Genomic DNA, 11,540 nt, shown 5'->3' with positions numbered 1-11,540 from the left:
GCCATCAGAGATGTGTATAAGAGACAGGGCTTCGACGTGCGCGAGCGCCGCCTCCGGGGTCTCCCCGGCGACGAAATTACTCGCGATGGGCGGGATCATACGAACAGTTCGATCCGGGACCGGGATATATTGGCACCCGACCAATTGTTCCGAAGAGAATTCTCCGCATGAAACCCTGAGAGTACCGCGTTCGCGGGTCGCGGGCCCGCGCCCGCCGCACCGACCATGGGCGGGCCGGGGTTCAGATACCCAGATGTGTTCGGGACTACCGGATACGCATGTCACGAGATACCACAGATGCGGCGGACCGGCGAACGCTCCTGAAACTGACCGGCGGCGCGGGGCTCGTCGCCCTGTCGGGCTGTCTCAGCACGACCGACGACGACGGGGACGGAAGCGACGGAAGCGACGGCAGTGACGGAAGCGACGGCGACGACGGCGGAGACGGGATGGACGGCGACGACGGGAGCGACGGCGGCGACTCGACCGAGGCGTTCCAGATCGGGATGGTCGACTCGCAGACCGGGTCGCTGTCGGCGTTCGGCGAGCGGAACCAGCGCGGCGTCGACCTCGCCCTGTCGCGGGTCAACGAGGTCGGTATCGACGGGCGCGAGCTCGATATCGTCGTCGAGGACTCCGAGAGCGAGAACCAGGGCGGGATCGCGGCCGCCCAGAAGCTCGTCAACCAAGACGGCGTCCCGTTCCTCATCGGCGCGGTCGGGTCCGGCGTCTCGCTGGCCATCTACGAGAGCGTCGTCGAGGGGACCGACGTCGTCCAGCTGAGTCAGAACTCCACCGGGCTCAACCTCACCGAGTTCCCGGGGCTGCTCCGGATGTCGCCGTCCGGGCGCAGCCAGTCGCTCGCGCTCTCGAACATCATCGCCGACGACGGTTACGACGAGGTGGCGGTCACCTACGTCAACAACGACTACGGGCAGAGCCTCACCGACGCGTTCGTCGACGCGTACGACGGCGAGGTCGTCTACAACACGCCCCACGACCAGGACCAGCAGTCGTACTCCGGCGTCATCTCGGAGATGAACGGCTCCGGCGCGGACGCGTGGCTGTTCGTCACCTACCAGGCCGAGTTCGCCACGATGGTCAACGAGGTGTTCTCCTCGGGCTACGACGCGCAGTTCTACGGGGCCGACTCCGTCTCCGGTGACAACGTCTTGGAGAACACTCCCGAGGGGAGCATCGACGGGATGAACATCGTCGTCCCGTCCGCCCCGGTCGAGGAGGAGAACTACCAGTCGTTCGCGTCCGACTTCGAGGCCGAGTACGACCGCCAGCCCACCTCGTGGGCGGCGTACGCGTACGACTGCGTGATCAACGCCGCGCTCGCGATCCAGGCGGCCGACGAGTTCGCCGGCGCGGCGCTTCAGGACACCGTCCGGCGCGTCTCCGGACCGGAGGGCGAGACCGTGACGTCGTTCGCGGCCGCGAGCGAAATCCTCGCGGACGGCGGCGGTCCCGACGACGTCGACTACCAGGGGGTCAGCGGTCCCATCGACTTCAACGAGGACGGCGACCCGGTCGGCTTCCTCCAAGTCCTCGAGGTACAGGACCACGAGTACGAAGGCATCGACTTCGTCGAAGGCTAACCCGGGTCGATGACCGTCATCGGATACCTGGCCAACGGGCTGGTCTTCAGTAGTATCATCGTCCTCGGCAGCATCGGGCTGTCGCTGGTGTACAGCATCGCCGACTTCGCGAACTTCGCCCACGGCGACACGATGACGATCGGGGCCTACACGGCGCTCGTGACCTTCGGCGTCGTCGGCGGACTCGGCGGCGCGGTGCTGGGGCTCCCGTACGGGTTCTTCCTCGCGCTCGTCGTCGGGATCGCCGCGGCCGCCGTCGTCGCGGTCGTCACCGAGCGGGTGATCTACGAGCCGCTCGACGTCGACTCGATCGGCCTGTTGATCACGTCGATCGGGATCGCGTTCGTCTACCGGGCGCTGATCCAGATCCGGTTCGGCTCCGACTTCACGCGGTTCGACATCCAGCCGCTCCGGCCGATCGAGTCGCTGGTACCGTACGGCGTCCGGGTGACGCTCCACGACGTCGCGATCGTCGCCTCGGCCGCGGTGCTCGTCGTCGGGCTCCACGTGCTGCTCCAGTACACCGACCTCGGCCGGAAGATGCGCGCGATGGCGGACAACCCGGACCTCGCGCGGGTCAGCGGCATCCGGACGCGGCGGGTCAAGCTCTGGACGTGGGTCATCGGCGCGGGCCTCGCCGGGGCCGGCGGCGTGTTCCTCGGGCTGTTCAACCAACTCTCGCCGCGGATGGGATTCAACCTGCTCTTGGTAATCTTCGCGGCGGTGATCCTCGGCGGGATCGGCTCCGTCTACGGCGCGATGGCGGGCGGCTTCCTCATCGGCATGATAAATCAGCTCACACCGTTCTTCTCCGACGTCGTCGAGGCGCTGCCGATCTGGCCGGGGTGGCTCGCGAGCCTCCTCGAGAGCCTGGTCAGCATCGAGTACGCGAACGCGATCGCGTTCGTGATCATGGTCGCCGTGCTGCTCGTCCGGCCGAACGGGATCGCCGGGGAGGGGGCGACGTGAGCGCCCTCACCGACCCGAGGGGCGCGGTCGAGGAGCTGACCCGCCCGGAGGGGTGGGTGCTGGGCGTCAGCGTCGCGTTCCTGCTCTTCCTCTTCGTCGCGCTGCTCACCGGCGCGCTCGGGCCGACGTACTTCCTGTTCCTCGTCGGCCTCGCGGGGATGTACGCCCTGCTGTCGTTCGGGCTGAACTCGCAGTGGGGGTTCGCCGGGCTGATCAACTTCAGCGTCGCCGCGTTCTTCGGAGTCGGCGCGTACGGCGCGGCGCTGTTCACCGCGAGCGGGTCGCCGCTCGCGGAGCTGTTCGAGGGGGTCCCGCTCATCCCCTCCCTGCTCGGGCTCCCGGTCGTCGGGCTCGTCGTCGGGCTCGCCGTGGCGTTCGTCTTGGCGATACTGATCGGCATCCCGACGCTCCGGCTCCGGGCGGACTACCTCGCCATCGCGTCGCTGGGACTGGCGGAGGTCGTTCGACTGATCGTGTTGAACGAGCGGTGGCTGACGAACGGGAGCGCCGGGGTCCGCGGCATCCCCGGCTTCTTCGCCGGGTGGCCGGTGTTGGGGACGTTCCCGGAGGCGATGCCCGGGCTCCGCCTGGAGGTCATTCCGGGGTCGCCGGTGCTGCTGGAGACGGCGTTCTGGCGCGCGTCGCTGAACGTCCTGCTGGTGTTGGCGTTCGCGGGCGGCGTCTACTTCGTCCTCCGGCGCGCGCACCGGTCGCCGTGGGGGCGCGTCCTCCGGACGATCCGCTCCGACGAGGACCTCGCGCGGGCGCTGGGGAAGGACACCTACTCGTTCAAGATGCAGTCGTTCGTCCTCGGCAGCCTGGTCATGGCGCTGGCGGGCGTGTTCTACACGCACCTGAACCTCTACGTCGGGCCGGGCGATCTGGACCCGATCACGACGTTCTACGCGTGGGTCGCCGTGATCCTCGGCGGCAGCGGCTCCAACCGCGGGGCGCTGTTCGGCGGCATCGTCATCGTCACGATCCGGGAGGGGACGCGGTTCCTCAACGACGTGGCGCTGCCGATCGACCCCGCGCCGCTGCGGCTGCTGCTGATCGGGGTCGTGATAATCGCCGTGATGCGCTACCGGCCGCAGGGAGTCCTGCCGCCGCAGCGCGAACTGATCTGGCCGAGCGCGGTCGACGGCGGCGGCGCGCCGGAGTCGCCCGACAGCGGCGTCCGCGAGCGGAAGGGAGGTGGGGGCGATGAGTGAGGGCGCGCTCGCCAAGCAGGACCCGGTCCTCGCCGTCGACGACCTCCAGAAGTCGTTCGGCGGGCTCGCCGCGACCGACCACGCGACGTTCGGCGTCGAGCGCGGCACGATCACCGGGCTCATCGGCCCCAACGGGGCCGGGAAGTCCACGCTGTTCAACCTCATCTCCGGCTTCTACGAGCCGGACGGCGGGACCGTCGAGGTGAACGGGACCGACGTGACCGGCATGGAGCCGTACGAGGTCGCCGAACACGGCCTCATCCGGACGTTCCAGACGCCGCGCAAGCTGGAGGGGATGACGGTCCGCGAGGCGATGCTGGTCGGACCGCGCGAGCAGCCCGGTGAGTCGTTCCACAGGCTGTTCACCTCGCCCGGCACGGTCGCCGAGAGCGAGTCCGCGAACCTCGCCGAGGCGGAGCGGATCCTGGCGGAGTTCGAGATCGACCACCTCGCGACGCAGCCCGCGACCGACATCTCGGGCGGGCAGATGAAGCTGGTCGAGCTCGCGCGGGCGATGCTCGCCGAGCCGGAGGTGCTGCTGCTCGACGAGCCGGTGGCGGGCGTGAACCCGACGCTCGCGAAGAAGTTGAAATCGCAGATCCGGCGGCTCAACGAGCAGGGGACGACGTTCCTGCTCATCGAGCACGACATGGAGTTCGTGATGGACCTGGCGGACCCGATCGTCGTCTTAGACCAGGGGCACGTCCTGACCGAGGGGACGCCCGAAGGGGTCCGGAACGACGACCGCGTCATCGACGCGTACCTCGGAGGCGGCGCATGAGCCACGACACGACCCGGCCCGCGGGGGCCACCGACGGAGCCGATCCGGTGCTCTCGCTGTCGGGCGTCGACAGCGGGTACGGCGAGGTACAGGTGCTCGACGACTGTTCGGTCCGGCTCGATCCGGGCGAGATCGTCTGTCTCGTCGGGCCGAACGGGGCCGGGAAGTCGACGGTTCTCAAGACCGCGTTCGGGATGTTGACCCCGTGGACGGGGACCGTCTCCTACCACGGCCGCGACATCGGCGGGATGGCGCCCGAGGAGATCGTCCGCGAGGGGATCGGCTACGTCCCGCAGACCGACAACGTGTTCGGCTCGCTGACGATCGACGAGAACCTCCGGATGGGTGGCGTCGCCCGGGACAGCGGCCTCGAAGCGGTCATCGAGACCCTGTACGACCGGTTCCCGATCATCGAGGAGAAGCGGAGCGCGAAGGCGAAGACGCTCTCCGGCGGCCAGCGGCAGGTGCTGGCGTTCGCCCGGGCGCTGGTGATGGAGCCCGACGTGCTCCTGATCGACGAGCCTTCGGCGGGGCTCGCGCCGAACACGGCCGACGACGTGTTCGAGGACGTCGAGGAGGTCAACGACATGGAGACGGCGATCCTCATGGTCGAGCAGAACGTGACGAAGGGGCTCGGCATCTCCGACCGCGGCTACGTGCTCGACCAGGGGACCGTCCGGTTCGAGGGGACGCCCGAGGAGCTGTTGAACGACGAGGAGGTCTCACAGCTGTACCTCGGCGGCTGAGTCGGACGCGACTCGACCGATCCTCTTTCCGCCGCGTCTCACGCGGTCCGCTTTTCCAGTTCGCCGATGAGCTCGGCGGCGGCGAAGTCGTGGTCCGGCCGGATCGCGACGAAGTCGAGGAACCGACGCGCCGCGAGGAGCTCGTCGGTCGAGTAGCTCGTGAGCGCGGCGTCGACCGCGTCGGCCGCGCCGATCAGCGGCTCCAGCGCCGCGAGCGCGCTCGCGAGGTCGTAGGCGCGCGCCGCCTCGCGGCCGTCCTCGCTCACGCGGGTCGCGTCGATGACGTACAGCTCCCCGTCCGCGACGAGGACGTTCTCGGCGCGGAGGTCCCCGTGCGCGAGCCCGGCGTCGTGGACCGTCCGGAGCGTCCCGAACAGGTCGGGCGCGAACCGGGCCACCGCGCCGCCGTCGAGCTCGCCGAGGGTGGGGAACTCGGGGAGGTACTCCAACACGAGCACGCCGAGGTCGCCGACCTCGAACGCCTCGACGGGCTCGGGGGCGTTGACGCCGAGCTCGCGGACCCGCCGCGTCGCTTCGAGCTCGTGGCGCGCCATCTCGTAGGGCGTCTCGTGGCGCTCGAAGAACCCCTCGGTGCCGGCGGAGACGGCCCCGAGGTTCCGCCCGGTGGTGAACAGCGCGTGGACGAGCGTGTTCTGTCTGGTGATGACCTTCACGAAGAGGTCGCCGTCGACGACCATCGGCGTCGACAGCCAGTTGTCGGCGTCGAGGAACCGCACGCGGACCCCGTCGCGGTCGTAGCGGGTCGCGAGCTCGCGCGCGACCCGCTCGACGTCGGGCCAGTCGACGCGACCGCGGACGAGCTCCCGGAACTCCATACCGGCGGCACGCGACGACGCCTCATAAGTCGTCGGCTCAGCCCGCCACGGTCTGTCACGGTCGTTCGCATCGTTTATGTCCGCGCGTCGCAATTCTTGCCCATGGACTTCGAGGTACCCGCCGAACACCGGATGATACGCGACACCGTCCGGGAGTTCTGCGAGGAGGAGATCGCGCCCGTCGCCCAAGAGATCGAGGACGAACACCGGTTCCCCGCGGAGGTGTTCGACTCCCTCGCGGAGCTCGACATGATGGGGATCCCGGTCGCGGAGGGGTACGGCGGACTCGGCGGCGACCAGCTGATGTACGCCCTAGTCACGGAGGAGCTCGGGCGCGTCTCCGGCGGGATCGGCCTCTCGTACGCCGCGCACACCTCGCTGGGCGCGAAGCCGATCGACCTGTTCGGCACCGACGAACAGAAGGAGGAGTGGCTCCGCCCGCTCGCGGAGGGCGAAGGGCTCGGCGCGTGGGCGCTCACGGAGCCGGGGAGCGGCTCGGACGCCTCCGACATGGACACGACCGCCGAGTACGACGCCGACGCGGGCGAGTACGTGCTGAACGGAACCAAGCAGTTCATCACGAACGCGAACGTCGCGAACTCGGTGCTCGTGAAGGCGGTGACGGACCCGGGGGCCGGCTACGACGGGATCTCGACGTTCATCGTCGACCCCGAGAACGACGACGGCTTCGAGGTGACGACCGTCTGGGACAAGATGGGCCTCAACAGCTCGCCGACCTGCGAGATCGCCTTCGACGACGTTCGCATCCCCGAGGATCGCCTGCTCGGCGAGGAGGGCGAGGGGTGGACACAGACGATGAAGACGCTCGACGGCGGGCGGATATCCATCGCCGCGCTCTCCGTCGGGCTCGCGCAGGGCGCGTACGAGGCCGCGAAGGAGTACGCGGGCGAGCGCGAGCAGTTCGGGAGACCGATCGCGAAGTTCGACGCGGTCCGCGACAAGGTGGTCCACATGCACCGCCAGACCGAGCGCGCCCGCCTCCTGACGCACAAGGCGGCCGCGAAGTACGACGCCGGCGAGTCGGTCACGCGGGAGTCGGCGCTGGCGAAGCTCGACGCCAGCGAGGCGGCCCGCGAGGTGGCGGAAGAGGCGGTCCAGACGCTCGGCGGCTACGGCTACACCACCGACTTCGCCCCGCAGCGGTTCTACCGCGACGCGAAGCTGATGGAGATCGGCGAGGGGACGAGCGAGATCCAACACGTCGTCATCGGGCGCGAGCTCGGCCTCTAATCGGTCGTTTCGACGCCCGCAGCCGCAGCCATCCGTCTCCTCGGGCCGTCAGGGGAACTCGACGAGGTCGTCGTCGACGGCGCGCAGGCTCTCCGCGAGCCGTGAGTCCCCGGGGACCGCCCGCTTGAAGGCCGCAGAGCCGAACGCGGCGTCGCCGTTCACCGAGACGAGCCCGAGGGCCGCGGGGTCGCCGTCGAGCCCGGTCAGGAACGCGACGGTGCGGACCGCGGGCACGTCGCCCGCCCGTCCCGCGGGGTCGACGGAGCCGTACAGCGTGCGGTTGGTCGCGACGTGGTAGACGCAGGTCGGCGTCGGCGCGAAACACAGGAGATACCGAGCGCCCGGCTCGGTTCGGCCCAGTTTCGGTCGGAGGGCGTGGCGGGCGTCCGCGTGGAAGTACCGCTCCATCCGACGGTACTGCCGGAGGACCTCGTTCGCGCCGGTGGCGCGGCGGACCGCGGCGTCGGCCTTGAGCTCGATCACGCGGTCGACCGGCTCGGGCGTCCGCGTCCGGACGAAGAGGTCGACGACCCCCTCTCGTCCGTCGGCGTCGTACGGCTCTTCGAGCCGGATCGCCGGGTCGTCGGCCGTCGCCTCGTAGTGTTCGACGAGCCGCGTCGCCAGCGCGTCTTCGCGCATGCGTCCCGCAAGGTGGCGGAGGGCGATAAACCCGACTCTCGGCGTCGCGCCGACCCCCGGTGTCGGGGCGACGGAGAGCGGTCCGGAACGTTCCCGATAATCGGGAGCTATCACGGGGTTTGTAAGGCTTCACCTCCTACGTCAGGTGATGTCTGATAATCTGTCCAGACGGCGGTATCTCGCCGGAACCGGAGCCGCGCTGACCATCGGAACGCTCGCCGGCTGTTCCGGCGGCGGTGACGGCGGTGACGGTTCCGACGGGTCCGACGGTTCCGACGGCTCCGACGGCTCTGACGGCTCCAGCGGCGGTGGCGGCGCAGCCGCCGACGACGTGCCGAGCGAGATCGACGACTACCTCTCCGAGGCCCGGATGTACGAGGGGACCATCATGGACTTCACGGGGCAGGACGAGGTGACCGTCGATGTCGGTGCCGGCGACGTCGGGTTCGCCTTCTCGCCGGCGGCGATCCGCATCGACGCCGGGACGACCGTCGTCTGGGAGTGGACCGGTGAGGGCGGCGCGCACAACGTGGCCTCCGTCGAGGGGTCCGCGTCGGAGTTCGACAACGGCGAGTCCGTCTCCGAGGAGGGGTACACCTTCGAGCAGTCGTTCGACAGCGCCGGGATCCAGCTGTACCAGTGTACGCCCCACCAGGCGAACGGGATGCTCGCCGCGATCGAAGTCGTCGAAGCGTAAGCGGTTCACGGCGGCCAGCTCGGCCGCGAACGCGGTTTTTTGAAATGCGTAGCGCTCACGAGAGGAACGACCAGCGGACGTCGACGATCCGGTCGTGCTCGCTGGTGACCGTCGGCCGCGCGAGGTGGTCGTTGGCGTTGGCACCGACCTCGGCGAGTCGCGACAGCGCCTCTTCGAGCGTGCGGTCCGAGCGCTCGACGGCGGCGTCGCGCACGTAGGGGGCGTCGATCGGGTCCGCCCGCGAGTTCGAGATGGCGATCGCGTCGGTGAGGTCGCCGCCGATCGCGTGCGGCGGCTGGTGGAAGTGCCAGTCGCCGACCGTGAGGAACAGCCACACGTCGCCGTTGATGGCGTGGTACTCGCCCGTGACCCCGTCGGCGTCGTACGCGACGACCCGCGTGAGGACGGCGGTCTTGAGGCGGTAGAGCGCGTCCTTACGCGCGGAGCGGACGTTGCTCTCGGTGACGTCGCCGCGCTCGTAGGCGGCGGTGGCCTCGTCGGCGAACTGCTTCGCGACCTTGTTGACGACGTACAGCGATTCGAGCAGGTCGTCCGTCGGTTCGAGCGGAGTCACGGGAGGTGCCGGTCGCGGGCTGCGACTGGAGACAGGTCCGACCGTCGCGCGGATAGGCGTTTCGGGATTCGAGCGGCCGGTCGCCCCTCGCCTCCGCCCCGACGCGGAGTACCCCCGGATGGTTAATTCTTTAAGCGCAGGGACGAAGTGGAGTGTAAGATGGCGCACGACTCCGTGAAACTGTATTCGGCGATATACGTCGCCCTCCTGGTCGCGGCGACCCTGAACTTCGCGCTCTTCGAGACGTCGTTCGTCGAGTTCACGTACGCGCAGGCGCTCGGCGGCACGCTGGTGATCGCGACGGTCAAGACGCTGCTCATCGTCGCGTACTTCCAGCACCTCAAGTGGGAGAACCGCTCGCTGACCTACCTGATGGGGCTCGCGCTCGCGCTCACCATGCTGCTGATGGCGGCCGCGACGTACTCCATCTCGTAACGACCCGCGGTCGTTCCGTCCGACGCTCTCTCGAAGTGTGCCGTTCCGTCGTCGCCGCCCCGATTTCTCTTCCGTTCGTCCGGAGTCCGCGTCCTCGATCGTACTCTCAGAGGATTACTAGGTAATATTAGTTAGTTATATCCGGGTGCGGAACGACCGGCCGACGAAATGGGTTTCAGCGACACGCTCCTCGACGCCGGATCGGATATCTGGGACGCCCAGAAGGAACACCCGTTCGTCGTCGAACTCGCGGCGGGGGATCTCGACGAGGCCGCGTTCCGCCACTGGGTGAAACAGGACTACCGGTACCTGCTCGACTACGCGCGCGTCTTCTCGCTCGCCGGGGCGAAGGCCGACGACGAGGCGACGACGCGGCGGCTGACGGGGACCGCACACGCGACGCTCGACGACGAGATGGAGCTCCACCGCTCGTTCGCCGCCGACTACGGGCTCTCGCCGGCGGACCTCGAAGCGGTCGAGCAGTCGCCGACCTGCGCCGCGTACACGGACTTCCTCGTCCGCACGGCGCACGAGGGGTCGATCGCGGAGATCGCCGCCGCCGTCTACCCCTGCGGACAGGGCTACCTCGACGTCGCCGACCACATGGCGACCCTCGCGACCGAGACGCACCGGTACACGCCGTTCATCGAGAAGTACACGAGCGACGCCTTCCGCGAGACGGTGGCGTGGATGCGCGACCTCGTGGACCGGTACGGCGAGGCGTATCCGGGCGAGCGCGACGCGATGCGGGCGGCGTTCCTCCGGAGCGCCCGCCTCGAACACGCCTTCTGGGAGATGTGTTACACCCGGGAGACGTGGGATGTCTGAGCCGGGGTGAGACCGCGCGACCCGACGGGGCGACTCCGCGCGTTCAGGACGGGTACTCGCGCGGCTCGTGGTGGATCGAGATCCGCTTCGTCTCGGTGACCTCGTCGGCGTGCGGGCCGCCGCCTCGCAGTGAGGTGGTGCCGGGGGCGCGGAATTCCGACCGAGTTTTTTGTACACGGGGTGTGATCTACCCGCATGGAATTACGCGACGCAACCGCCGACGACGTCGACGCGGTCCGGTCGGTCGCCCGCGAATCGCTCGTGGCATCGTACGGACACGCCGTCGGCGAGCAGCTGCTGGACGAAGCGGTCGAAGAGTGGTACGACGCCGCCGACCTCGGGGACGACGTCGACGACGACGACGCGGTGTTCCCGGTGGCCGTCGTCGACGGCGACGTGGTTGGGTTCGCGGAGAGCTACGTCGTCGGCCGCCGCGAGCGCGTCGGCGAGATCGACTGGCTTCACGTCCGCCCCGACCACAGGGAGTCCGGCATCGGCTCCGCGCTCCTCGAACGGGTCGAGTCCGCCCTCCGGTCGGCGGAGGTCGACCGGATCGAGGCGCGCGTCCTCGCCGACAACGAGGCCGGCACGACGTTCTACCAGCGCGAGGGGTACGAGCTCGCCGGCGAGCGCGACGTCGACATCGGTGGCGAGCTGTTCGCGGAGCGGGAGTACCGGAAGCAGGTCGGGAGCCTCACCGGCATCTCCGAGGCGATCTACGAGACGGAGGATGGCGAGCGGGTCCACGTCGCCTTCGACGAGAGCGACCGCGGGTCGCGGGCCCCGTTCTACGTCGCGTACGCCGACCCGAACCACGAGCGGCGGTACGGCTACCTCTGTGGCAACTGCGAGGGGACCGACGTGGCGATCGACACGATGGACCGGATGGAGTGCCGGGACTGCGGGAACCGTCGGAAGCCGACGCGCTGGGACGCCGCGTACTGACGCCGACTCCCGCCGCGGCGGTAG

At 69.2% G+C, this 11,540-nt stretch carries 13 protein-coding genes; 10 read left to right on the top strand and 3 right to left on the bottom strand.

Features of this window, described 5'->3' with window-relative positions; translation table 11 throughout:
- The first annotated feature begins 278 nt into the window (after positions 1-278).
- The 5 genes from C464_RS08800 to C464_RS08780 are packed head-to-tail and all read left to right on the top strand — an operon-like array spanning position 279 to position 5,311.
- A complete protein-coding gene (locus tag C464_RS08800; RefSeq protein ID WP_006113326.1) occupies positions 279-1,604 on the top strand; it encodes an ABC transporter substrate-binding protein in 1,326 nt (441 codons plus the stop codon).
- Between the two features lie 9 nt (positions 1,605-1,613).
- The gene (locus tag C464_RS08795) at positions 1,614-2,573 is read left to right on the top strand and encodes a branched-chain amino acid ABC transporter permease (RefSeq protein ID WP_006113325.1); all 960 of its coding nucleotides are present in this window, start codon (positions 1,614-1,616) and stop codon (positions 2,571-2,573) included.
- Positions 2,570-3,784: a branched-chain amino acid ABC transporter permease gene (locus C464_RS08790; RefSeq protein ID WP_006113324.1), complete on the top strand. Its 1,215-nt coding sequence runs from the start codon at positions 2,570-2,572 to the stop codon at positions 3,782-3,784. The genes C464_RS08795 and C464_RS08790 overlap by 4 nt, the downstream gene beginning before the upstream one ends.
- Positions 3,777-4,565, top strand: coding sequence for an ABC transporter ATP-binding protein (locus tag C464_RS08785; RefSeq protein WP_049910995.1), 789 nt, complete (start codon positions 3,777-3,779; stop codon positions 4,563-4,565). Before C464_RS08790 ends, C464_RS08785 begins: the two co-directional genes overlap by 8 nt.
- On the top strand, positions 4,562-5,311 hold the full coding sequence (locus C464_RS08780; protein ID WP_006113322.1) for an ABC transporter ATP-binding protein: 750 nt from the start codon (positions 4,562-4,564) through the stop codon (positions 5,309-5,311). Before C464_RS08785 ends, C464_RS08780 begins: the two co-directional genes overlap by 4 nt.
- A gap of 38 nt (positions 5,312-5,349) precedes the next feature.
- Here C464_RS08780 and C464_RS08775 read toward each other — a convergent pair whose 3' ends face one another.
- The gene (locus tag C464_RS08775) at positions 5,350-6,147 is read right to left on the bottom strand and encodes an RIO1 family regulatory kinase/ATPase domain-containing protein (protein WP_006113321.1); all 798 of its coding nucleotides are present in this window, start codon (positions 6,145-6,147) and stop codon (positions 5,350-5,352) included.
- A gap of 102 nt (positions 6,148-6,249) precedes the next feature.
- On the opposite strand from C464_RS08775, the gene C464_RS08770 reads away from it, so the two are divergent.
- Positions 6,250-7,398 (top strand): acyl-CoA dehydrogenase family protein, encoded by a 1,149-nt coding sequence (locus tag C464_RS08770; RefSeq protein WP_006113320.1) that lies wholly within the window; start codon positions 6,250-6,252, stop codon positions 7,396-7,398.
- Between the two features lie 48 nt (positions 7,399-7,446).
- Here the strand turns inward: C464_RS08770 and C464_RS08765 are convergent, their stop codons facing one another.
- The gene (locus C464_RS08765; protein WP_006113319.1) at positions 7,447-8,037 is read right to left on the bottom strand and encodes a hypothetical protein; all 591 of its coding nucleotides are present in this window, start codon (positions 8,035-8,037) and stop codon (positions 7,447-7,449) included.
- A gap of 148 nt (positions 8,038-8,185) precedes the next feature.
- Here C464_RS08765 and C464_RS08760 point away from each other — a divergent pair, with 148 nt between their 5' ends.
- The gene (locus C464_RS08760; protein WP_006113318.1) at positions 8,186-8,734 is read left to right on the top strand and encodes a halocyanin domain-containing protein; all 549 of its coding nucleotides are present in this window, start codon (positions 8,186-8,188) and stop codon (positions 8,732-8,734) included.
- Between the two features lie 55 nt (positions 8,735-8,789).
- Here the strand turns inward: C464_RS08760 and C464_RS08755 are convergent, their stop codons facing one another.
- Complete coding sequence (locus tag C464_RS08755) at positions 8,790-9,308, bottom strand: hypothetical protein (RefSeq protein WP_006113317.1); 519 nt, start codon at positions 9,306-9,308, stop codon at positions 8,790-8,792.
- A 159-nt stretch (positions 9,309-9,467) separates the two neighbouring features.
- Here C464_RS08755 and C464_RS08750 point away from each other — a divergent pair, with 159 nt between their 5' ends.
- The 3 genes from C464_RS08750 to C464_RS08740 all read left to right on the top strand — a co-directional run bounded on the left by C464_RS08750 (position 9,468) and on the right by C464_RS08740 (position 11,516).
- Positions 9,468-9,743: a cytochrome C oxidase subunit IV family protein gene (locus tag C464_RS08750; protein ID WP_006113316.1), complete on the top strand. Its 276-nt coding sequence runs from the start codon at positions 9,468-9,470 to the stop codon at positions 9,741-9,743.
- 168 nt (positions 9,744-9,911) lie between these two features.
- The gene (tenA, locus tag C464_RS08745; RefSeq protein ID WP_006113315.1) at positions 9,912-10,571 is read left to right on the top strand and encodes a thiaminase II; all 660 of its coding nucleotides are present in this window, start codon (positions 9,912-9,914) and stop codon (positions 10,569-10,571) included.
- Positions 10,572-10,766: 195 nt separating this feature from the next.
- Complete coding sequence (locus C464_RS08740; protein WP_006113314.1) at positions 10,767-11,516, top strand: GNAT family N-acetyltransferase; 750 nt, start codon at positions 10,767-10,769, stop codon at positions 11,514-11,516.
- Positions 11,517-11,540: the final 24 nt, after the last annotated feature.

Origin of the sequence: Halorubrum coriense DSM 10284 (genome assembly GCF_000337035.1) — an archaeon.
GTDB lineage: Archaea > Halobacteriota > Halobacteria > Halobacteriales > Haloferacaceae > Halorubrum > Halorubrum coriense.
Note: the sequence above shows the minus strand (reverse complement) of the source record. Positions and strands in the feature narration are given on the sequence as shown.